The following is a 20,587-nucleotide window of genomic DNA, read 5'->3' on the forward strand; positions in this document are numbered from 1 at the left end:
TTTTAGCGGATTGGAGCTAGAGGGCTTGAAATACTAAAAAGGACCTACATCCAGTGGATGCAGGTCCTTCTTCATTTTACAAGAGATTAAGCTGTTACCGCTTCAAGGTCATCTTCCTCGTCACGATCAAATGCCGCGCGATCGAATTCGCCTTCGGACTCAGCTACAAGCAAAGCTGTCACGGTTGTACCTGTTGCGTTAACGGCTGTACGACCCATGTCGATCAGCGCCTCGACGCCAAGTACAAGACCCATACCTTCCAGAGGCAAACCAAGAGCTGTCAATACAACGGTCGTCGAAATCGCAGCAGGTCCCGGAACACCGGCAACACCAATGGAGGAAATGATGCTTACTAAGATAAGGATAAAGTAGTCAGATCCACTAAGTGGAAGATTGTAAACTTTCGCTACGAAAATCGCTACAACTGCCGGCCACACACCACCGCAACCGTTGAAGTTCATAGTCGCGCCGAGAGGGGCTACGAAGCTGGCAATACGCGGTGAAATGCGTAGACGCTTCGTGATAACTTCCAGGTTCACCGGCAGCGTTGCATAACTGCTTCGTGTTGTGAATGCAACAGCGATCGTCGGATACGCTTTTTTGAAAAACTTAATAGGGTTAACTTTCGCGATCAGAAGAACTAAACCACCGAAAATCAAGACGAAGTGAATAATAAGTGCTACATAAGAAGTTAAGATAATTTTGGCAAGCGGAGCAAGGGTTTCAATACCATATTTCGCCGCCATACCTGCGATCAATGCATATACACCATAAGGTGTAAGACGAATAACATACTTAACAACTTGGTGAATCACAGCAGTTGCTGATGTAATGAACGATTTAACAGCTGCTACGCTCTCAGGCTTCTTGGAACCAACGTGTACAATAGCCACAGCCACGAAGATCGCGAAGATCAGAACCGGTACAACTTTCCCTGTCGCCATATCGTTAATCGGGTTGGACGGCACCAGATCCAGAATAACTTGGGAGAACGTCGGAATTTCTTTGGCTTTAAAATCTTTCGGTACAGCCTGCGCAATCCCGTTGCCCGGATCGAACGCCAGGGCAATGACCAAACCAATGACAGATGCAATCCCTGTTGTCAGCAAGAACCAGCCGATTGTTTTCAGACCTAATTTACGAAGCTGACCTAGACTGGATAAAGAAGAAATACTGTTAATAACTAAGATAAGGACCAAAGGCATAACAAGCATTTTAATCAAGTTAACATAAATCGTTCCGATCGTGCTTACGCTTTTGTACTCCAAATGCAATTGGTTAAACGCTATCCCGGCAACGAGACCAAGACCCAAGCCGATGAAAACGCGGTTACCGAAGCTTACTCTTTTTCTCCCCAAGAAAACGAGCAAACCAATAATTAATATTGATACGACTAAGCTGACCCAGTTCGATGTGAATGCGGTGACCAGGTTATTTTTCACTAGAATCATCTCCTTAATTCCTACGATCTTACTTGGTTTAATGGAATTAGAATATGACATTAGAAGTTACATGTCAATGGTTAATTTAAAATAATGCAAAAAAACCGAATTTTATGCTCGTAAATCCGAGATAAAATGCGGTTTTTTCTCATAATATTTGTGTAATTACGAACGAAATTTACAAAGCACGCCTTAAATGTAGCTAATCCATCTGTTTAAATCCGTATGCCGGCGCTGAAGTGATTATAGTCGTCAGAAGACGGATCAAAAGCCGCCTCTTCCTCGCTCGGCACGGCATCGGCATCACGCGCTGAAGCGTAATTGTCCGGCCAATCCTCATTCACGGTGTGAGCCGGAATGCGAATGGAGCCCTCCAGATCATACGCCATAGCGTAGGTAGCCGGCTCGGACTGCGTGGGCTGCCGTTCTACCAGACGCCCGCCGTGTGCCTGCGCGATCTCGAGCGCTGAGGTCATTTCCTGGTCGTCGAGATGGATGTGCAGCGTCGTCCTCTCCCCTTCCAGCAGCTCCGGCTTATAGCCAAGCTCCTCCAATGTATCCAGCGCAAGCAGCGCATCCCGCTCCTTATCAAAACCAAAAAAGATAGGAACAAAGTTCTTCATCGCATAGCATCCTTTCTTCCTCCAAATGAAAAGTCTGCCATTAGCTTCTGCAACTTCTTCCCTGCCTATTCTACTTCGTGGCTTCCTGCACGATTTTGAGCAGCTCCGCATGATATGCGGGCGCTGCAGCGACGATATAAGCCGGCTTCCCGCCCCCAGAACCAGAACCAGATCCGGTTCCGCCGCCAAGCAGAGCAAGCGAATTACCGTCAAAGTCCGTCACCTTCACGCCCGCCTCCTGCGCCAGCAGCAGCCCCGCGTACAAATCCTCCCCTTCGGAGTTGTACAGGACAATCCCATGCAGGTCGCCTCTGGCCAGCATCGCCCATGTCAAGGACGGCGCCCACATGCGCAGCACCCTTTTTACCGAATACTCCAGATGATGCCGGAGCCCTAGAGCTCCTTGATCATTTTTGCCAACGGCATGGCCCTGAATCCATGAGATGGTGGATTTGACAAGCGCTCCGCTGGGCTCTGCCACAAGCTTTCTGCCATCCTGCCAAGCGCCATCCCCCTGCAGGGCGGCATAATTAAGCCCAAGTGCCGAGTCGTGGATCACGCCGAGTATAATCCGCCCCTGATAGCTTAAGGAGATGGAGACTCCGTAAAGCGGAATACCTAGAGCGAAATTATTCGTTCCATCCAGCGGATCAACGTGCCAAACCCATTCGCTTGCCGCACCGCCTTCACCGGCTTCTTCACTATAGATACGATGAGTTGGGAACACGGACAAGATATCATCGACAATGAGACGATCCGCTTTCACATCGACCTCGGTCACCAAGTCGCCACGCTCATCCTTGTGCTGAATGTTCAACTTACTGCCGAAGTGTTCTCTTGCCAATTCTCCCGCCTTGGACGCTGCTTTCACAGCAACTTCTCTGGCCAATAGCCGTTCCTTACGATCCATATTCCCTATCCCCTTTGTGGAAACATTCATTAGATGTAGTCATTTTACCATATGTTCCCTAAGAAAGTTGACTTGTGTGAAGCCACTTACATTGACAAGCAGCCTCTTCATAAGTGATAATATAGCAAAATATTAAGCGATATGAGCAGTCGAAAGGGGCATTACGAGCATGGTAAAGCATCATCAACACAAGATTTTGGATTGTACGATTCGGGACGGCGGTTTGGTGAACGACTGGGATTTTAGCGTGGAGTTTGTCCAAGACATGTATCGCGGTTTAAGTGCAGCCGGCGTAGAGTATATGGAGATCGGCTACAAAAACTCGGAGAAACTGCTGAAAGGCGGAGCATCCGGTCCATGGAGATTTTTGAATGAGGCTTTTCTGCGTGATGTTATTACCAAAAAGACAGATACCAAATTATCTGCGCTCGTAGATATCGGCCGTGTCGATGAGAAAGACATTTTACCCCGTGAAGACAGCTTGCTTGATCTGATCCGCGTGGCTTGTTATATCAAAGATGTGGACAAAGGTCTGGAGCTTGTTCAAAAGTTCCACGATATGGGCTACGAAACGTCCCTGAACATTATGGCGCTTTCCCACGTGATGGAGAATGAGCTGATCGAAGCATTCGAAGAAATTAACAAAAGCCCCGTTGACGTTGTCTATATCGTAGACTCCTACGGCAGCATGGCTCCTAAGGATATTGATTACTTGGTAACGAAATTCCAACGCCTGCTTCCGGAAAAAGAGCTTGGCTTGCATATGCATAACAACATGCAGCTTGCTTTTGCCAACACGATTACGGGCGCTTCCAGTGGCGTAACCTTCCTGGATTCCTCCGTATACGGTATGGGTCGCGCTGCAGGAAACTGTACGACAGAATTGCTGCTCAGCCATTTGAAAGGCGCGCGCTACGATATTCGTCCTGTACTCGAAATCATTGAAAAACACATGATCACGATGCGTGAGAAATGGGATTGGGGCTACCTCATTCCTTACATGATCGTAGGTGCACTCGATGAGCACCCACGCACAGCCATGGCGCTTCTGAGCTCAGCAGAAAGAAATAACTTCGTGGATTTCTACGACCGTTTGACTTCCGTTGAGACCGTGCCTGCTTCACACAAAGGCTAAATTCCGATCAAAGAAACCCCCTGTCAGCTTGTTCGTAAGGCATTGCCTGCGAATGAGCGACAAGGGGTTTTTCTTATGGCCATGAAGCAGAAACGGGGACTTATTTGATGATTTTGGCTGAAACCACGTAATCCTCGGCATATTCCCGGTCAATAAGGAATGTGAATTCCTCTTCCTCCCGGCGAACGCTTCCTCTTTTCCGGAACACCTCGATATATTCACTGTCTATAAGCTGCGTACAATCCTCATCGGCATAAATCAGGCCGCCGTCCAAACGTTTGATCGCTTCAACCATCGCTTCGCGCGATTTTAACCCACCCTCAATTCGTACATACACTCTTCCTGTCGCATCATGGTCCTGCAATAAAATGACTACTTTCTGTACCGTCTTGGCGCGGACTTTCTTTTCGGGTGATATGCTCATCTGTTCGGCTCCTTTATCAGCATTCTCTGTGCTAGTTTATGTTACGAAGGTTAAACGCGGACTAGGCTAATGATCACTCTATGAAAGACTGGGCAGCTTCGGCACTAGCGTTCATGTATGTAAAAGCGCCTTACCTGAGAAACTAAGACGATGAATTGACGCCGCTGTTCTGGCGGGAGCTGGGAGTGAATATTTTTCCAAATGAGCCGCATATTGCTGATTGAGGATGAAGAGCGTATTGCTCGAGTGCTAAAGTTGGAGCTTGAGCATGAGGGTTATGAAGTACATACGAAGCCAGACGGGCGCGCAGGACTGGATGCCGCTTTGTCTGAAACCGAGTGGGATCTTATTTTACTGGACGTCATGCTGCCGGAATTAAGCGGGCTGGAAGTGCTGCGCCGCGTGCGTCAAGTTAACGCTACACTGCCTATTATTCTTCTGACGGCAAGGGATGCTGTGTCCGACAGGGTCAGCGGGCTGGATCAAGGCGCTAATGATTATGTAACGAAACCTTTTGCCACAATTGAACTGTTGGCGCGCATACGCAGTTTGCTCAGACAGCGGAATCTGCAGGACCAGCCGGCAGAGCAACCGCATTTGCTGAAAATTGATGACTTAACCATGGACTTGAAAAGCAGATCCGTAGTTCGAGAGGAAACCACTATTGAACTTACGCCAACAGAGTTTGAACTGCTGCGCTTCCTGATTCAGCATCGAGATGAAGTCATGACGAGGGAACAGATTATTTCCGAGGTTTGGGGCTATGATTTTGTAGGGGATACGAACGTCGTTGATGTCTATATTCGTTATCTTCGGCAAAAAGTGGACAAGCCCTTTTCCTCCAAGCTTATCCAAACGATCCGCGGAGTCGGTTATCTGATTAAGGTCGATGCGGCGCAAGCATCCAAAGAAGCAGAGGAAGCATCGGGTGCAGCGGCCCCCAAAGAAAAACCTTTATGAGTCTAAAGCTGAAAATTACACTGGGCGTTGCCGTCGGTCTCATGCTGATCCTTTTTATCAGCTTTACTTTTGCCTACTATATGTTCATTCGGGTTACCACCAATGGCGAAGCTGATTTGCTCAAAGAGAAGGCGAGGACGCTGCTGTTAAAAGATTTGCCCAATCATCCTGAGTATTGGCAGGACAATTCCTCGATGGAAGAACTCCTCATCCCCCAGGAAATGCTGCGTTATATTGGACCGGATTCCAAGGTCATTTATCAAATTTATTCCGATGAGACGCTAATTCGCTATCCCGTCACTTATGTGAATAAAGATACCGTTACGGTAGAAACGGCTTCAGACGGCATCTATGTCTTTGTGAAAATGCCTGTTTTTAAAGAGGGTCATCAGCTTGCCACGCTTGAAATTGGCCGCAGCCTGCGGAGATTGGGCCAATATGCGGACATGCTCATCTCTGTGCTCCTCTTGACCTCAACGGGAACGCTGATTCTCGCTCTGATCGGGGGATATTTCTATACGAACGTTCTCTTCCGCCCGCTTCAGGACTTCGTCAGCACGATGCAGAACATCGAACAGAGCGGCTCCTTCCGGCACATCAACCTGCCAGCGAAGGATACGAACGATGAACTGGTGATCCTTGGCGCTACTTTCAACCGAATGATCGACAGGCTGCAGGATATGTTTCAAAAGCAGGAACAATTCCTTGCCGATGCTTCCCACGAACTGCGCACACCCTTGACCATCATCGAGAGCTATGCGAGCTTGCTAAGAAGGTGGGCGTTCCATGATGAAAAGCTGCGGGAGGAAGCGCTCGAAGCGATTATTTCCGAATCCGCTCAGTTGAAGCAGCTAACCCAGAACCTGCTCTCCCTCACGGATGTCGTCCGGGAGAACTGTGAGCAGAACGTCGACTTCGACCTGCTTCCTCTCGCCCGTCAAACCGCGGCTTCCCTTCGCATGACATCCGGGAGAGAAATTGACGTGGAGCTGGCTTCGGAACAACAAGAACTTCTTATGAGCGGTGACTCCTATAAAATAAAGCAGCTGCTTATAATCTTGCTAGATAATGCGCTGAAATACAGCCAGCAGAAGATCATCATGCACATCGAACTCACCGAGGATCATTGGGTCATCCTGAAAGTCATCGATCAGGGCATTGGCATCGCTGAAGGCGATATCCCCAACCTCTTCGACAGATTCTATCGCAGTGATAAAGCAAGGAATCGCAAACAAGGCGGCGTGGGGCTGGGACTGGCCATAGCCCTGCATATCGTGCAGAAGCATAAAGGCACTATTGAGATTCAAAGCCGTTTGGGAGAAGGGACTACAGTGATCGTCAAACTACCGACAACCTGTCAATAAGATCTAATAACGAATATAGGCTTCCGTATAATTCTCCTTTAACCCTCTTTTACGCACTTTTATCTGGAGTAAGCGCTGCTTGTAACTGACTCTCGCCGATCTGGGAAGCACAAGCGTCGGAAATTTAATAATTCGGCCCTTCCCGCTAGTGAATCCGGTGAGCTTCATCTGATTCGATTTTATAAATACGCGAAGTGCCCTTGGATCTTCGCCTTTGGCGATTTTCACTTTGATAATGACATGTTCATGCGTTTCAAAGATTTCGGCGCCGGACGCTCCTTGCGTAGAAATGCTTGCGTCCATGCCCGGCATAGCTTTTTTCAGCATGTCCTGTACATATCCCTCAACCCACGTCATATTATCTAGAAAGGTCTGCCCTTTTTCAGCGAAAGGCAGCTTTTGCCCGAGAAACTTCTCTACATGATCCCATTTCAGCCAAGGATGGCGATTAAACCCGCTCAAGCCTATCACCTCGTTTTCTCTTGCAGTATATGTGCCTACGCCCTGATGTGACACCAATCTGAAAAACAGATCACCTCTGGGCGAATACCCTCATATACTGAAGGTGTGAGAAGCCTGAAGTCAGGGAGGCCGACATATGCCATCTATCGTAGGGAACGTGAAAATTATCAGCGTTGGTTCCAGCTCAGTTGTCCACTTCGGCGATACCTTCATCATTGCACCTACCAGTTCTTCCAAAACATTCGCAGGAGCAGGCTCTTTTAATACGGGTGATTTCCCTCGTGTCTATAATGCATACAGCACTACCGTCACTAATGATTCGGATCTTATCGAAGCGAACGCCACAAGCGGAGTGATCGTCTAGCCTAAGCGATGTCAAACACAGCGAGGTGTTCCTCATGAACATGATCATTCACCAAACCATCATGATTCAGCAGCTAAAAGTGAACTCCGTTGCCAACTCCTCCGTTCTGCAAATTGGCACCGCAGGTTCCATCCGTTCCTTATCAAACCTCTATAATACAGGCGGTTTTGTTGAACCAACGCCACAGCTTGGTTCGAGTGAAGTAAATCCCGTTTCGCTCGTTCGATTGCCGCCGCCTACCTGATCGCCGCCTATGGAATGACCACCAAGCTGATCCTGCAAGGTTTTTCTAACGAAATCGGAAGGAGGTGCCATATATGCATAATTCAATCACGTGGCAGCAATGGGCCCAGCAGCTTTCCGCCTATATTGAAATGCAGAAGCAGCGTATCGATAAACTGGAAGAAACAGTTACGAAACTTCAGTCTGATCTCGATGCTTTAAAAGTCGAGAAACGATTCCATATCGATAAAATCGAATATAATTTCGATCAACTGAAGGTTGAAAAACTGGATGGAACTTTAACCATAGGCATCAGCCCGAGCTCGCTGGATAACGTCGACGATTTCACAGTCAATGGCGCCTCAGTAGGTAAAGATGCCGGGCAAAATCAAAATCAAGATCAGAATCCGTTTGCCCAGGGACAGGGACAAGGTCAAGGAATGGGGATGGGAACAGGGCAAGAATTCGGAATTGGACCTATGAACACCGGGAATACGAGAAAGCAGCAAGGCACGGAAGGGCAAGCTCCTACAGGATCTGAGATGCAGCACGACGTTTCGAAAGGCATTGCGCATTATCTGCAATATGGACTTCACTCCGATATGTTGAATCTGGAGAACAAATACCAATACCATTTGGACGAAGATTACAAAGACCTTATCATAGACGATATTCGCAAACAATTGGATGCTCGCATCCAGCATTATGTCAATCAATACCGTGGTGTAGGATTTAAAGAACCAATGGAAGCTGTAACGACAAGTATCATTGATAGAACAAAACAGGATATTATCAGTGCAGTTGAAAGCTACATATCCAGTCTGCCAAGAAATGAGGGATAACTATGTTGAATTTAAATGTGGAAAACAAGCAAATTTTCGTGGGTGACGTACGCATTGTCGGGGTTTCCAGCTCCTCCGTCTTCCTCATCGGCGATACGGAAGTCATCTCCTTGTCTTCGATGTTCGACACACCTCCGGAAGCTGTCATCATCTCGCCATTCGTCCCGCTCCCGGCTGAGGCCTAAAAGATGGCGCGCCTCTCCATTGTCGGCTACGTCTATGTGCTTGAAATTAGCGCAAGCAGTGTCATGCAGGTCGGAGATAACGTGACTACCGCACTCGATACCAACGTCTTCGCTGTGCAGCGCGAAGTACCGATTTATTACGGGAATGAAGGGAGCTTCAAGGCCTATCCCTTCTTTCAGCGTCCTATTCCCACACCTCAGCCACCGGAGCCATTTACAATGTGTGTGGATAACTTAGGCTCCTATATCCGGGTGCGGGGCATCAAAATTCTAGGCATTGGTTCGACCTCCGTGCTCCAGATCGGCAGCAACCGCGTAATCGGAAGCGAAGCCCGAATCAAAAACATCCGTCAATTCGTTACCGACAAGCCCGGTCCTCATGGGCAGCAAACCTTTATCAAGCTAGGCACCGAGGATGTGATCGGCGACCTTCTGCCAGCTATCAAGCCGCCGCCTGGCTTGTAGATCCATAAAAACCAAAGAACCGCCCCCACCCTCATCGGTGGAAGCGGTTCTTTGGGGTGCTCACTTCGTGAGCAGCGGCTGCGCGCGGTTTAGCAGCGCAGCCATCTCCGCGCGCGTCAAGGACGCGCCGGGGCGGAACGTGCCGTTCGCGTAGCCGTCGACAAGGCCGCTCTTGCTCATAGCAGCAATGGCCTCTGCCGACCAGCTGCCTGCCGGCACGTCAGAGAAGCTCTTCGCAGCGGCTGAGCCGCTCTGCGAAGTCAAATGCAAGGCGCGGGAGAGCAGCATGCTCATCTCCTCCCGCGTGATGATCTGATCCGGTGCGAAGCGCTCGTCGCTGATCCCTTGGATCAGCCCGCTGCTCTTCGCGATCCGGATATCCTGCGAGGCCCAGTGGCTCGCAGGCACGTCCGTGAACGAGGCGCTGCCGGCAGCCTCGCCTTGCAAGCCGAGCGCGCGCACGATGATCGTCGCGGCTTCGGCTCTGGTGAGCGCCGCGTCCGGCGCGAACCGGTCTGCGGTGGTGCCTAGCATCCAGCCGTTGTTCGCTGCGGCGAGGATGTCTTCTTTCGCCCAGTGCTGCTGCACGTCTGTGAAATAGAAGCCATCCGCCCACAAGCCATAATAATCCCACGTGTCGGCTGTTTCCTGGTTCAAGCTCCAGCTTCCGGTACCTTTCAAGTTGTACTTGCTGACCAGCTTCAACTTTTCCTTCAGCGACTGTTCATTCTCAAACCAAACCGTATAATCGCCAGGCACTAAGCTATTGCCGTTGATACTAAACGATTCATCCGTTGGGAGAATAGTCAAAGAGGCAACAGGAGACTGGCTAGCCGTATCATAACGAACGGTTCCCCCATATTTCTGGATTAGCTTGCTAAGGGTTTGAGCGGACACACCGGCTCCATTATCCGCTGCGTTTTGATTCCAGTACCTTCCGTAAAACGGGATCCCCAAGACAATCTTATCCGCAGGCGCCTGTGAAATCGCGTATTGAATCGATTTCTCTACAAAGGGCAAACTAGCCACAGGTCCTGGCGTCGTATCGCCGGGATAGCTTTCGTCATAAGCCATGACCATCAAGTAATCTGTAACCGCGGCTAAGGCCTTATAGTCATACAGACCTGTCCACCCCTGCGTTGTGCCGGTTGGATTGGCAGCCACCGCGACGGAGACTTCCTTGTCGCTGCCTAATTTATTACGAATGATTTTCACTAGATCCGTGTATTTATCCCGGTAAGCGGCATCCACATTTTCGATATCGAACTGAATGCCATCGAGGTTGTTTTCCTGAATAGCTTTAACAATTTGATCCGCCAGCGCTTCGCGATTATCGATCGCCTTTTCTCCAAGTGACCGATCAAAATCATTGCTAAGAAACGGTACAACCCGTTTTCCCCTCTGATGCATATCTGCAATGAAGGAAGCTAGCAGCGAATCGGATAATTCCAAGTTCCCGTTTGCGTCGATATGAAAATAGCTGGGCGCTACGACATCGAGGGTTTCTCCACTTTTATCCACTTGGGCTGTATACGAACTCGGGCTTCCAAAATACATATAGGACATATTGTATTTCCCCTGTGCCGAACCAGCTTGAGCCAGAGCATTGTGAGGTTCCGAGCTTGTTGCTATCGTCAGTATCCCCGCTGCTGCTAAGGCAACGAAGATTTTACGCCATCGCTTGTTCGTCGGCATTTACACTCATTCCCTTCTCTAGCATTTTCCGAGACTACCATTCCTCTATCATCTTAGAATGCGTATTAAATCGCTAGTTGTAAATATTGGTGAACGCAAAAAAACCGCTATACAGCGGGCTTTAGATCCCCTATAACGGTTAACTGATAACTGGCTATAAGTCTATTTTTCTTGATAAAATTGGAAGTGATTTCGCCCCTTGCCCTTCACTTGATAGAGCGCAAGATCCACTTCTTTCATCATATGTGATGCTTCTGCCTGGTCTTGGTTATACATCGTAATTCCCATACTGACCGTGGCCCTGAACAGATGGCCTTGAACCTCCCACGGCTGATCCACACAATGCAGGATTCGCCTGGCCACACTATTCACATGCTCTTCGCAATCTACGGATGGCAGAAGAATGGTGAACTCATCGCCGCCCATCCGGGCAAACAAATCGACCTCGCGGAGACAGTCTTGAATGCGGTGGGCAAAATCCTGCAGGAAAGCATCCCCCACATCGTGCCCCATCGTGTCATTAATCATTTTAAAATCATCGATATCCACATATAACAGCGCAAAAGGCCTGTTCGTTCGTTTAGCTTGCAAAAACATCTGCTGCAACTGCTCCTTGAACAGCCGCCGATTCGGCAAACCCGTCAATGGATCATGGAAAGCCATCGCGATTAGCCGGCTCTCGTGATTCTTGCGCAGCGTAATATCATTAAGTACGAAACAAATCTCTGAGAGATTTCCTTCTACATTACAGATCGGCATCGCGGTACATTCAAACCAGTTGAAGCTATCGCTGGTCCCTTTCATACGAAGCTCCAGCTTACTGCTGCTGCTCGTCTGCAAGGTTTTGATAAACATTTTATGTATATCCATCCGGTATTCGGAATCGATAAAGTCTACAATTTGCTGAAAATCCTCAGGGATAAGGCCAATCACGGGGTTAAAACTCTTGGACGCATAGGTTAAATTTCCATGTACATCGAAAATACAAAACAAATCCCAAGCCTGCTCAATGAATTGGCGTACGAAGTTATCCTTCTGCAACCATGGATGTGTGACGGGATTCAAATCAGCCGAATGACTCATTACTTTCGTCGCCCCCTTCTCTACTCATGCATAGAGACAAGGGTAGATTAGCATGGGAACATAAAGATTTCATAAAGGTCACCTAAAGTTTGCGTCAAATAAAGTCCTTTTCCGTCTGTTTTCTTCCCGTTTCGCTAAAGTTCTAGGTCAGCAATAGGGCATAGTACCCAATTTATACTGTAAACAGTACCAAATCTAGCGATCTGTCAATAAAAGGATAGAAATTTTTAGGAGAATCGTTCTATAATGAAGGTAATATTTGTGAGCGGGTTCTCCGCTCCCATCATGAGCCGTTCCGTTACTGAGGAGGATTTCTAGTATGGCAGGAGAAACAATTTTAGTCGTGGATGATGAACAAGAAATTGTCCAACTAATCCAACTCTATCTAGCGAGAGAAGGATACAAAGTCATCAGTGCCAACAATGGACAAGATGTTTTTGAAATCGTCAAGGAACACAAGCCCGATCTTATTGTTCTGGACATACTGCTGCCAGGACTTGATGGCATAGAAGTTTGCCGCCAGCTCCGCAAAACCAGCAATACGCCAATTCTGTTCATCTCCTGTAAAAGCGAGGATATCGATATCATTCTCGGATTGAGCATGGGTGGCGACGATTATATGACGAAACCTTTCAGCCCTAGTCAGCTTGTTGCAAGGGTGAAGGCCCTTCTGCGCCGGAATTCGATCCGCGAGCAGCATCAGGATGACCCGCAGCTGGTGAAGTTTCCCGGTCTTGAGATCGATCTGGTCAGCCACATCGTTCGCGTGAATGGGCAGACCATTTCGCTATCGGCCAAAGAATTTGATTTACTTTCCCTTATGGCCAAAACCCCTAATCGGGTTTACAAAATCGAGCATTTGTTTGAGCTTATCTGGAGCCTGGACAGTATGGGCGACCCACGAACACTCATTGTACATATCAGCAATCTCCGCAAGAAAATTGAAATGAATCCGGCTGAACCTCGGTATATTATCACTGTGCGCGGTGTAGGCTATAAATTTAACGGTTCTGCGGTCTAGAACAATCGCTCCCACCAAGCGGAAATATGATGCTGCAAAGGCACAGCGGCGGCTGCTATAACTAGTGCCGGCAGCATATTGGCGACATTGATTTTCCTGATTTGAAGAATATTGATGCCTACGCCAATCACCAGAATTCCGCCAACGGCTGTAATTTGAATGATCATCGCGTCCAGCGATGCTTGGCTGAATGCCATGGCGATCAAAGTTGCAGCGAGTGCAATCGTTCCCTGCATGATGAAAACAGATACGGCTGAGAAGATTACGCCTACACCTAAAGTTGAAGCGAAAATAATGGATAAGAACCCATCCAGCAGCGATTTCGTGTACAAAATATCATGATTATGCCGCAGGCCGCTATCCAGCGGACCTAGAATCGCCATAGCTCCGATGCAGTAAATCAGCGTACAAGTCACGAAGCCCTCCGAGACGCTGCCTTGATGCTGTGAGGAGCTTTTGCGCATTTGGGACTGCAGCCAGTCACCAAGCTGGCCTAGCCGGTATTCGATGCGGAGCAGCTCTCCCAGAATGCCTCCGATGACGACGCTCAAAATAACAAGGACGATTTGACTCGATTTCAGAGCCATCGTAATCCCCAGCACAGTAATTGCGAGCCCCAGGCCCTGCATGACTGTGCTTTTTATGCCTTCCGAGATGCGCGGCAGAAGCAGCCCCAACAATCCCCCAATAATGATAGCAGCAGCATTCACGATCGTTCCCCATAATGCCATTTTGTTCATTTCCTTTCTGCCTGACCCAAGTATGTATTCCGTATATGACAACCTTATCATTCTACATGATTCTATTCATAATTTCCTCCACGCTTGGAAATGGTATGGATAAGCAACAGGAAAGGAGGAATACGGCATGGCGAAAGACAAATCAATGGAACCGATGACAGGCGATATTGTAGAGACAGACGGAATTTATGCCAATGAGGCAGGGCAAGAGGTTACCCTCAAACGCGGTGATGAATTTCCTGCGGACCTCGTGCTGGGCAGAACGACATGGGAGTTGCAGGGCTTCGCGGAAGAAGCCGAGATTGATCACGATCAAACGGAGCTTAATCCTATGCGCAAGCGCGCTGATAACCGAACTTAATCTTAGAACCGGGCTGCTGGGATGCAGCTCGGTTTTTTGCCTCAATATGGTATACTAAGGGGATGATAATTAGCGCTGGGGGAACAAGCATGAACGGGAAACGAATAATTATTGTAACTGGCGGTACGCTTGGCGATTGGGCGCTCGGGGCCATTCAAGAGAATGATGTATTGGTCGGCTCAGACCGCGGTGCCTTGTATTTGATTCAGCACGGCTATACACCTCATATTTCACTAGGGGATTTCGATTCGGTAACGCCTGAAGAGTTAAGCCTTATTCGTTCTTCAAGCGTGTCGTTTATCGAATGCGATCCTATCCATAAAGATTTGACCGATACAGAGATGGCCTTTAATTGGGCTCTTGCCGAGCAGCCTGAGCAGATCATCCTGCTGGGTGCCCTGGGCACTCGCTTCGATCATTCGTTAGCCAATGTGCATCTGCTGCGCAAAGGAACGGAGCTGGGCATTGCCTGCTCCATTATCGATGCCAATAACCAAATCATCGTGATGAATCAAACGACTCGCATTGAGCGTGGACACTATTCGCATATCTCTTTACTTCCGCTTAGCCTGAAAGTGACAGGTATTACACTCCACGGCTTTGCGTATCCGCTACATCAAGCGACGTTAGAGATCGGCCAATCCCTCGGGATCAGTAATATCCTTAACGAACCGGAAGGTCTCATCGAGCTGCAGACGGGTCTCCTCTTGGTTATTCAAAGCAAAGATTAAACATAGCTCCAATTTCCAGTAATCTCTTCTACGGATTAGGTATAATTCTCCCAACCATTGCTTACAAATAGAGTAATAGACTATTCCTCTAGAAATGGTTGGTGAGCCTATGAGCTTTCGAAGAAAGGGAATCCTGTCGTTTGCGTTATTTATCGGGATTTGCACGATAGTGCTGCTGCTCTTTGTTAGCTGCCTTCCCTCTACGCACTACGGGACTGAGGAGGAGGCTGACGCAGCGGCTCCTTACCTCATTACGGCTGCCGGTGGACAGCAGGAGCTTCCTGCTGTACAAGTGGACGAGCTTCCGGCAGAAGCAGAACCGGTGACGGTGCCTGCTGCTGTGCCTAGCGCTCTACCTGAAGCTCTACCTGAAGCTGTACCTGATGCGGTACCTGGCGCTGAACCAGAGCAAGATTCCAACGTAGGGACCACCCTGTTTCATCCACTCTCTGAGGACACGAAACCGGTTCCCTCTTCTGTTACCACAAATACTTATGTCCCTATCGTTCCGCCAAAGAACACGGGCAAAACTTCGTCCAAAGTCAGTATCCCTGTGCTCAACTACCACAGTGTAGCGATAGATCCAGGGAATATTGTCGTCATTTCTCCGGATAAGCTGGAAGCGCAAATGGCTTATTTGCACGATCACGGATACACACCGCTCTCACTCGATGCGTTTATACGTCTCCTGGAAGGAGACACTTCCGAGAAAGCCCCGGAGAAGCCGATACTGCTGACATTCGATGACGGCTATCTCGATAATTATGAGCAGGCGATGCCGATTCTCGCGAAATACGGGTTCCCTGCCACGCTTTTCGTCTCCCCTGGCATGACGGAGCAGGACGGCTATCTCAATTGGGACCAAATCAAGAAGATGCAGGCCGGAGGCTGGGACATTCAGCCGCATGGCATGTCGCATCCTCACCTCCCCAAGCTGACGGCGGATGAACAAGCATACGAAATCGTGGAAGCCAGAAAGCAGATTGAGGAGCATCTGGGAACCAAAGCCGATATCTTTTGCTACCCGTATGGCGAACGTAACAAAACAACGTTGAAACTGCTTAAGCAGCACGGATTTCGATATGCTTTTACCATCGATCAAGGTTATGCTACAAACGAGCAGTCCCCTTTCCTGCTGAAACGGCTTTTTGTTAATGGCGAGGAAGATTTACAAGCCTTCGAGGCCCAGCTCCTTAAGCGTAAATAAGGGGCTTTTCTTTCTAATTAATGGTTCAAAATATCTACTTTCGTAGTATAATATGCCTATTAATGAAGAGGAGCCTCTCCATGTCACAACCAAATAAACGCTCCAGTTTCAGGCTGCATCTCCAAATACCTTTAACCGCCCTGTTCAAGATTATAGGGATCAAAAATAAAGCTGCCGACACGAAGCATTCCAAAATCATGATAAGGGACATCAGCGCAGGGGGCATTCGTATGCATACGCCCTTGAATCTCCCTACCGAGATGAGCTTGCTATTGGAATTTACGTTTCATCTCTTCCATCAAGAAATGAAGATACTAGGCATCATTAAACGAAAAACGATGCTGAAGCCCTCCCTCTATGAATACGGGATTGAATTCAGCATCGCAGATAAAGCGATCGAACAGCAGTTGACCAGCCACCTGATTATGTTGGGTTCTCGATTGAGACACACCAACGTCTTGGCAAGCTGCAGCTTTTGTTCCGATGAAGATATGAATGATATTTATGCCATGACTTATGACCTTACATAGCGGCAGCTAGAGCTTGCACGAACTGCTCCAAATAGCGCTGATCGAGTTCATCAAAACGGTTCAGGCTAGGGCTGTCAATATCCAGCACACCGATCAGCTCGCCCCCGCTAAGGATCGGAACGACGATTTCCGATTGCGAAGCGGCATCGCAGGCGATATGGCCCGGGAACGCATGAACGTCCGGTACTAGCACCGTTTCGCGTAGCTGCGCGGACGTGCCGCAAACGCCTTTACCCAGCGGGATCCGAACGCATGCCGGCAATCCTTGGAAAGGGCCCAGAACAAGCTCTTCCTTCTCTTGCGCCTTGTCCACCAGATAGAAACCTACCCAATTCACATCGGTCAAAAACTGTCCGAGCAGCGCCGCTGCATTGGATAAATTGGCAATTCGGTTCGGTTCATCATGTATCAATGCTTTAACCTGCTGAATCAGCAAGGTATAATTCTCTTCTCTTGTTCCTTCATAACCTGACTTCGCAAACATGGTCTATCATCCTTCTTCCCCTTAACATTTTTGCTCTTTCATCATACCAAAAAGTGCACATTTCCGCCAAAGGATAAGATTTACCTGTTACTTCCCTATCTGAATACAAAAAAGACAGCCGCACTCGTCGAGATGCCGGCTGTCTTTCATTTATTTTTGCCCGTAATAGGCATTAACGCCATGCTTTCTCAGAAAGTGCCGATCCAGCAGCGTTTGATCCATAGGCTGGATCGCTGAATTCAACTCGAAGGTGCGATAACCGATCTTCGCGACCTCCTCTAGAACGACTGCGTTATGTACCGCATTGTGCGGGTCCTTCCCCCAACTGAAAGGGGCATGGCAGTTCACCAGCACGCCCGGTACCATCGCCGGGTCGAGATCGCGGAACGTCTCGATGATGACGTTGCCCGTCTCCAGCTCGTAGGCTCCTTTAATCTCCGCCTCCGTCATGAGACGCGTGCAAGGGACTTCCCCGTAGAAGTAGTCCGCGTGTGTTGTGCCCAGGGCAGGGATGCCTCTCCCGGCCTGCGCCCAGCTTGTCGCCCATGGCGAATGCGTGTGCACGATCCCGCCAATGGCCGGGAAGGCGCGGTACAACGCCAAATGCGTCGGCGTGTCTGAAGAAGGCTTCAACGTGCCTTCTACGACTCGGCCTTCCAGATCGACGACCACGAGATCTTCGGCCTTCAAGTCCTCGTAAGGAACACCGCTAGGCTTGATCACGACAAGCCCTTGCTCCCGGTCAATCCCGCTGACATTGCCCCACGTAAATGTGACGAGCTGATATTTGGGCAAATCCAGATTTGCTTCCAGTACCGCTTGTTTCAATTTCTCCAGCACGTGTACTCAACACCTTCCGATATGAATGTACGTATAATGTACTATTATACACTTGTACGTACATGTTATCTAGATAGTGGAGATATAAAGTTTGAGGTGTACAACTTGTATGTACACCTCGATTTATTTATGCTGTTAATAATTACGCATGTATAATTGAAAAAACAAGGGTCTTGCCATCCGGCTCAAGCCGCGTCTCCACGGAGAAACTGCCAATCTGCTTCGTCGTTGTTTCCAGTACGCCCTTCGCTGCGGCGCGCTCACACGTATCCGTAAAGTGGCGATAGAAGATATCCGCATCATAACCAAAAAGGAAATCCGTAAACTTGCGAATACTTTCCATATTGCGCGCCAGCGTACCATCCTCCAGGCGAACTGTTACGCCATAGGTCAAAAATTGAGGATCAAGCCACAACGATGCTTCATTACTGTTACGTATAGCCGCTGTCGCCCCGTTCACGGCAAGCGCTTTGGCATCCGCATCGCGGAACAGGCGGAGCGTTGTTTCTTCCAAATCATAATTCGTCCCCCGCAGCTTGCCTGCCTCTTCCATTATGCTATAAGCATCGAGCATGCGCTGATCAGGGAATATGAGCTTTTTGTAGCTGCCATCTTTGGTAGGTACAACTTTAATGAAAGCGTCTCCCTCGTTTTTCACATTGATCCTCTTGGACTTCGTCTGCAAGCGAGTAATGATTTGCAAGGCTTCCGCACGGGTAACATCTCGTCCCACACCGAAATACCCGTTCGGGTATCCTTCCATAATCCCCTTCGTCATCGCTTCGCCGATAAATTTCTGCTGTCTGGACGTCGCGCTTTGCAGATCACCGAATTGGGATGCCGCTTTGAGGCTGTATACCTCATCTTCCAAATATTCGGTTTCCTTCAGCAAGTAATACAAAATCTCAGCTACGTCTTCGCGTTTCAGCTTCGCCTTATAATCCGTGAACTGCCCTTTACTAATGAAATGAAGATCACTGGCCAAATCCAGGTATGGCTTCGCCCAGTATCCGACCGTGCTTGGCTTAAAGGTGAAATCCCGATAATCCTGTTTCAAAATGCTCTGATTCCCCGCGCTTAGCGCCTGCAGAAAGCTTGTTTTCCAGTTGCGCTCACCATTCGGAAACTTATCCGTAAATGCCAACAAAACGATTTTCACAAATTGGTCAGCCGTTACCGCATCATCTGGTCGAAACGTTCCGTCCGGGAAGCCGTCCAGCAGCCCTTGCTGCGCCATCTGGGTAATCGTCTGCTCCGCCCAGTGCCCTCGTATGTCCGACATCGTAGCCGCTTCGCTTTTTGTTTGTCCAACCCCTATGGTTATTACACAGCAAGCCACTGCTATGGCTATCCATTTATTCAACTGCCCCATGTTAAGACTCTCCGCCCTCTACAAATTTTTGATACCAACTTGTACCATTCTCTAGGATAAGGCTTCTATTAACCTTTGAGAACAGCCTTAAAGCCTAGTAAGAGAGGAGTGCCAAGCACTAGCAGGATTGGGTCTATAGCCGCAGGGGCGGGCTTTCATCCATGAAGCTGATTCCGTCTTTCTGCGTATCAAAAAGGACCACACCCTCTACAAGCGTAGAAAGTATAGTCCTATTATTCCGGCACTCAGCCTAACTTTCTGCCAGCGCCAACGGTTTTCATTGAATTGTAGTAACGGAGCCAATCTGTTATGTATAACATTTTCGTTAGGAAATCCGGTGCGCTCCCCTGCAGGTAAGCATATTTCTCCTGCTGCAGCAGCTGGTGCATCTCAAAGCTTTTCTGAAATATGGCTTTCACAAAGGCCTCTTCCGTTTGCGGCTTGTGAAGATCCGTTCCCCGAGAGAGTTCAACTTCCTCAAAAATCACGCCTCTATAGTAAGGATGCACATTGATCTGTCGCCCCATATCCACGTACGCAAGACCTGTATACTCAAAAGGCAGCCAAATTAAATTCGTCTTTTTATCTTCCAGTTTAACGGTATACACTAAGCCCATATTCAAAGCAACTGGCTGAGGGTAATTGTTAATGACTCCGGAACGCAGGTGATCCATGACATGCTCAACGAAATTCATTGTGTTCTTCCTCTCCAAAGGACCTGATTTACATGCAGTATCCTTCCTACATATTGCGTGCTAATACCTTCTATTGTCAAGGCTGCAATTCGCATTCTTCCTATTATTTGCATAAAAAATACCAATGGCTGAGATACTAATCCAAAGACATTTTGAAGTGAAGAGGACGGGTTTCCTTTGCCAACACATTCCACCCCACGATGGACAATGGCTGCTGTCAGAAGGTTCGATATTATCTACGCCCAGCGCCGCACCCCCTTCATGGTTGCCTGGTGGTCGGCTTCCTTCCCTGGCTTTGGACATCTGCTTATGTACAAAAATACAACAGGTGTTCTGTTAACGCTTTCTGAAGTCATTATTAATTCATTGGCCAAAATCAATCTGGCTATGGTGTATTCGTTTAGCGGCAATTTCGCGTTGGCGAAGTAAG

The 20,587-nt window shown here is 48.5% G+C and carries 26 protein-coding genes; 14 read left to right on the forward strand and 12 right to left on the reverse strand.

Translation table 11 applies throughout. The features are described from left to right. Positions 1-86: 86 nt before the first annotated feature. From PCH02S_RS29785 to PCH02S_RS29795, 3 genes are all read right to left on the reverse strand, one after another. Entirely contained in the window at positions 87-1,442 is a 1,356-nt protein-coding gene (locus PCH02S_RS29785) for a dicarboxylate/amino acid:cation symporter (RefSeq protein WP_127457729.1), read from the reverse strand. 215 nt (positions 1,443-1,657) lie between these two features. Further along, the gene (locus PCH02S_RS29790) at positions 1,658-2,065 is read right to left on the reverse strand and encodes a hypothetical protein (RefSeq protein WP_127457730.1); all 408 of its coding nucleotides are present in this window, start codon (positions 2,063-2,065) and stop codon (positions 1,658-1,660) included. A 70-nt stretch (positions 2,066-2,135) separates the two neighbouring features. Continuing rightward, on the reverse strand, positions 2,136-2,975 hold the full coding sequence (locus PCH02S_RS29795) for an inositol monophosphatase family protein (protein WP_127457731.1): 840 nt from the start codon (positions 2,973-2,975) through the stop codon (positions 2,136-2,138). Between the two features lie 169 nt (positions 2,976-3,144). Between PCH02S_RS29795 and PCH02S_RS29800 the strand changes: the two genes are divergently transcribed. Next, a complete protein-coding gene (locus PCH02S_RS29800; RefSeq protein ID WP_127457732.1) occupies positions 3,145-4,110 on the forward strand; it encodes an aldolase catalytic domain-containing protein in 966 nt (321 codons plus the stop codon). Positions 4,111-4,210: 100 nt separating this feature from the next. Here PCH02S_RS29800 and PCH02S_RS29805 read toward each other — a convergent pair whose 3' ends face one another. Beyond that, positions 4,211-4,534, reverse strand: a complete 324-nt coding sequence (locus PCH02S_RS29805; RefSeq protein WP_127457733.1) for a hypothetical protein — start codon at positions 4,532-4,534, stop codon at positions 4,211-4,213. Positions 4,535-4,735: 201 nt separating this feature from the next. Between PCH02S_RS29805 and PCH02S_RS29810 the strand changes: the two genes are divergently transcribed. After that, the gene (locus tag PCH02S_RS29810) at positions 4,736-5,494 is read left to right on the forward strand and encodes a response regulator transcription factor (protein WP_127457734.1); all 759 of its coding nucleotides are present in this window, start codon (positions 4,736-4,738) and stop codon (positions 5,492-5,494) included. Next, on the forward strand, positions 5,491-6,858 hold the full coding sequence (locus PCH02S_RS29815) for a sensor histidine kinase (RefSeq protein WP_127457735.1): 1,368 nt from the start codon (positions 5,491-5,493) through the stop codon (positions 6,856-6,858). Before PCH02S_RS29810 ends, PCH02S_RS29815 begins: the two co-directional genes overlap by 4 nt. A 3-nt stretch (positions 6,859-6,861) precedes the next feature. On the opposite strand, the gene PCH02S_RS29820 is transcribed toward PCH02S_RS29815, so the two are convergent. Next, a complete protein-coding gene (locus PCH02S_RS29820; protein WP_127457736.1) occupies positions 6,862-7,320 on the reverse strand; it encodes an Hsp20/alpha crystallin family protein in 459 nt (152 codons plus the stop codon). A gap of 136 nt (positions 7,321-7,456) precedes the next feature. Between PCH02S_RS29820 and PCH02S_RS29825 the strand changes: the two genes are divergently transcribed. The 5 genes from PCH02S_RS29825 to PCH02S_RS29845 all read left to right on the forward strand — a co-directional run bounded on the left by PCH02S_RS29825 (position 7,457) and on the right by PCH02S_RS29845 (position 9,398). Continuing rightward, a complete protein-coding gene (locus tag PCH02S_RS29825; protein ID WP_127457737.1) occupies positions 7,457-7,684 on the forward strand; it encodes a spore germination protein in 228 nt (75 codons plus the stop codon). Positions 7,685-7,718: 34 nt separating this feature from the next. Further along, on the forward strand, positions 7,719-7,928 hold the full coding sequence (locus tag PCH02S_RS29830; RefSeq protein WP_127457738.1) for a spore germination protein GerPB: 210 nt from the start codon (positions 7,719-7,721) through the stop codon (positions 7,926-7,928). 73 nt (positions 7,929-8,001) lie between these two features. Continuing rightward, a complete protein-coding gene (gene gerPC, locus PCH02S_RS29835; RefSeq protein WP_127457739.1) occupies positions 8,002-8,748 on the forward strand; it encodes a spore germination protein GerPC in 747 nt (248 codons plus the stop codon). Positions 8,749-8,753: 5 nt separating this feature from the next. Then, positions 8,754-8,933 carry a spore gernimation protein GerPD gene (locus tag PCH02S_RS29840; RefSeq protein ID WP_164819787.1) on the forward strand — a complete coding sequence of 60 codons (180 nt, stop codon included), beginning with the start codon at positions 8,754-8,756 and terminating at the stop codon, positions 8,931-8,933. A gap of 3 nt (positions 8,934-8,936) precedes the next feature. Continuing rightward, a complete protein-coding gene (locus PCH02S_RS29845) occupies positions 8,937-9,398 on the forward strand; it encodes a spore germination protein GerPE (RefSeq protein ID WP_127457741.1) in 462 nt (153 codons plus the stop codon). Positions 9,399-9,458: 60 nt separating this feature from the next. On the opposite strand, the gene PCH02S_RS29850 is transcribed toward PCH02S_RS29845, so the two are convergent. Continuing rightward, positions 9,459-11,093 carry an S-layer homology domain-containing protein gene (locus PCH02S_RS29850; RefSeq protein ID WP_127457742.1) on the reverse strand — a complete coding sequence of 545 codons (1,635 nt, stop codon included), beginning with the start codon at positions 11,091-11,093 and terminating at the stop codon, positions 9,459-9,461. A gap of 162 nt (positions 11,094-11,255) precedes the next feature. After that, entirely contained in the window at positions 11,256-12,176 is a 921-nt protein-coding gene (locus PCH02S_RS29855) for a GGDEF domain-containing protein (RefSeq protein ID WP_127457743.1), read from the reverse strand. A 319-nt stretch (positions 12,177-12,495) separates the two neighbouring features. Between PCH02S_RS29855 and PCH02S_RS29860 the strand changes: the two genes are divergently transcribed. Further along, complete coding sequence (locus tag PCH02S_RS29860) at positions 12,496-13,197, forward strand: response regulator transcription factor (RefSeq protein WP_127457744.1); 702 nt, start codon at positions 12,496-12,498, stop codon at positions 13,195-13,197. Here PCH02S_RS29860 and PCH02S_RS29865 read toward each other — a convergent pair. Beyond that, positions 13,194-13,928 carry a DUF554 domain-containing protein gene (locus tag PCH02S_RS29865; protein WP_127457762.1) on the reverse strand — a complete coding sequence of 245 codons (735 nt, stop codon included), beginning with the start codon at positions 13,926-13,928 and terminating at the stop codon, positions 13,194-13,196. The two genes, PCH02S_RS29860 and PCH02S_RS29865, sit on opposite strands and share 4 nt — an antisense overlap. Positions 13,929-14,064: 136 nt before the next feature. Between PCH02S_RS29865 and PCH02S_RS29870 the strand changes: the two genes are divergently transcribed. The 4 genes from PCH02S_RS29870 (at position 14,065) to PCH02S_RS29885 (ending at position 16,766) form a co-directional block, all read left to right on the forward strand. Continuing rightward, a complete protein-coding gene (locus tag PCH02S_RS29870; protein WP_127457745.1) occupies positions 14,065-14,298 on the forward strand; it encodes a hypothetical protein in 234 nt (77 codons plus the stop codon). A gap of 89 nt (positions 14,299-14,387) precedes the next feature. Continuing rightward, positions 14,388-15,029: a thiamine diphosphokinase gene (locus PCH02S_RS29875; protein ID WP_127457746.1), complete on the forward strand. Its 642-nt coding sequence runs from the start codon at positions 14,388-14,390 to the stop codon at positions 15,027-15,029. A 109-nt stretch (positions 15,030-15,138) separates the two neighbouring features. Further along, positions 15,139-16,236, forward strand: a complete 1,098-nt coding sequence (locus PCH02S_RS36540) for a polysaccharide deacetylase family protein (protein WP_246069297.1) — start codon at positions 15,139-15,141, stop codon at positions 16,234-16,236. 80 nt (positions 16,237-16,316) lie between these two features. Then, the gene (locus tag PCH02S_RS29885) at positions 16,317-16,766 is read left to right on the forward strand and encodes a PilZ domain-containing protein (RefSeq protein ID WP_157323518.1); all 450 of its coding nucleotides are present in this window, start codon (positions 16,317-16,319) and stop codon (positions 16,764-16,766) included. Here PCH02S_RS29885 and PCH02S_RS29890 read toward each other — a convergent pair. From PCH02S_RS29890 to PCH02S_RS29905, 4 genes are all read right to left on the reverse strand, one after another. Next, positions 16,759-17,250 carry a GAF domain-containing protein gene (locus tag PCH02S_RS29890; RefSeq protein WP_127457748.1) on the reverse strand — a complete coding sequence of 164 codons (492 nt, stop codon included), beginning with the start codon at positions 17,248-17,250 and terminating at the stop codon, positions 16,759-16,761. The genes PCH02S_RS29885 and PCH02S_RS29890 overlap by 8 nt on opposite strands. Positions 17,251-17,400: 150 nt before the next feature. Beyond that, entirely contained in the window at positions 17,401-18,090 is a 690-nt protein-coding gene (araD, locus tag PCH02S_RS29895) for an L-ribulose-5-phosphate 4-epimerase (protein ID WP_127457749.1), read from the reverse strand. Positions 18,091-18,232: 142 nt separating this feature from the next. Next, entirely contained in the window at positions 18,233-19,462 is a 1,230-nt protein-coding gene (locus tag PCH02S_RS29900) for an S-layer homology domain-containing protein (protein WP_127457750.1), read from the reverse strand. 245 nt (positions 19,463-19,707) lie between these two features. Further along, positions 19,708-20,157 carry a hypothetical protein gene (locus PCH02S_RS29905; protein WP_246069299.1) on the reverse strand — a complete coding sequence of 150 codons (450 nt, stop codon included), beginning with the start codon at positions 20,155-20,157 and terminating at the stop codon, positions 19,708-19,710. A 177-nt stretch (positions 20,158-20,334) separates the two neighbouring features. Here PCH02S_RS29905 and PCH02S_RS36145 point away from each other — a divergent pair, with 177 nt between their 5' ends. Further along, a complete protein-coding gene (locus PCH02S_RS36145) occupies positions 20,335-20,586 on the forward strand; it encodes a hypothetical protein (RefSeq protein WP_174806839.1) in 252 nt (83 codons plus the stop codon). The last annotated feature ends 1 nt before the right edge of the window (position 20,587 follow it).

The sequence above is a fragment of the Paenibacillus chondroitinus NBRC 15376 genome (assembly GCF_004000765.1).
GTDB classification, from domain to species: Bacteria; Bacillota; Bacilli; order Paenibacillales; family NBRC-103111; genus Paenibacillus_E; species Paenibacillus_E chondroitinus.

Coding starts and splice junctions, on each gene's coding strand:
- PCH02S_RS29870 (WP_127457745.1), top strand. CDS start 14,065: ATGGCGAAAGACAAATCAATGGAACCGATGACAGGCGATATTGTAGAG.
- PCH02S_RS29830 (WP_127457738.1), top strand. CDS start 7,719: ATGAACATGATCATTCACCAAACCATCATGATTCAGCAGCTAAAAGTG.
- gerPC (WP_127457739.1), top strand. CDS start 8,002: ATGCATAATTCAATCACGTGGCAGCAATGGGCCCAGCAGCTTTCCGCC.
- PCH02S_RS29860 (WP_127457744.1), top strand. CDS start 12,496: ATGGCAGGAGAAACAATTTTAGTCGTGGATGATGAACAAGAAATTGTC.
- PCH02S_RS36540 (WP_246069297.1), top strand. CDS start 15,139: ATGAGCTTTCGAAGAAAGGGAATCCTGTCGTTTGCGTTATTTATCGGG.
- PCH02S_RS29800 (WP_127457732.1), top strand. CDS start 3,145: ATGGTAAAGCATCATCAACACAAGATTTTGGATTGTACGATTCGGGAC.
- PCH02S_RS29845 (WP_127457741.1), top strand. CDS start 8,937: ATGGCGCGCCTCTCCATTGTCGGCTACGTCTATGTGCTTGAAATTAGC.
- PCH02S_RS29790 (WP_127457730.1), bottom strand. CDS start 2,065: ATGAAGAACTTTGTTCCTATCTTTTTTGGTTTTGATAAGGAGCGGGAT.
- PCH02S_RS29805 (WP_127457733.1), bottom strand. CDS start 4,534: ATGAGCATATCACCCGAAAAGAAAGTCCGCGCCAAGACGGTACAGAAA.
- PCH02S_RS29815 (WP_127457735.1), top strand. CDS start 5,491: ATGAGTCTAAAGCTGAAAATTACACTGGGCGTTGCCGTCGGTCTCATG.
- PCH02S_RS29890 (WP_127457748.1), bottom strand. CDS start 17,250: ATGTTTGCGAAGTCAGGTTATGAAGGAACAAGAGAAGAGAATTATACC.
- PCH02S_RS29875 (WP_127457746.1), top strand. CDS start 14,388: ATGAACGGGAAACGAATAATTATTGTAACTGGCGGTACGCTTGGCGAT.
- PCH02S_RS29885 (WP_157323518.1), top strand. CDS start 16,317: ATGTCACAACCAAATAAACGCTCCAGTTTCAGGCTGCATCTCCAAATA.
- PCH02S_RS29855 (WP_127457743.1), bottom strand. CDS start 12,176: ATGAGTCATTCGGCTGATTTGAATCCCGTCACACATCCATGGTTGCAG.
- PCH02S_RS29795 (WP_127457731.1), bottom strand. CDS start 2,975: ATGGATCGTAAGGAACGGCTATTGGCCAGAGAAGTTGCTGTGAAAGCA.
- PCH02S_RS29825 (WP_127457737.1), top strand. CDS start 7,457: ATGCCATCTATCGTAGGGAACGTGAAAATTATCAGCGTTGGTTCCAGC.
- PCH02S_RS29810 (WP_127457734.1), top strand. CDS start 4,736: ATGAGCCGCATATTGCTGATTGAGGATGAAGAGCGTATTGCTCGAGTG.
- PCH02S_RS29905 (WP_246069299.1), bottom strand. CDS start 20,157: ATGAATTTCGTTGAGCATGTCATGGATCACCTGCGTTCCGGAGTCATT.
- PCH02S_RS29850 (WP_127457742.1), bottom strand. CDS start 11,093: ATGCCGACGAACAAGCGATGGCGTAAAATCTTCGTTGCCTTAGCAGCA.
- PCH02S_RS29865 (WP_127457762.1), bottom strand. CDS start 13,928: ATGGCATTATGGGGAACGATCGTGAATGCTGCTGCTATCATTATTGGG.
- PCH02S_RS29900 (WP_127457750.1), bottom strand. CDS start 19,462: ATGGGGCAGTTGAATAAATGGATAGCCATAGCAGTGGCTTGCTGTGTA.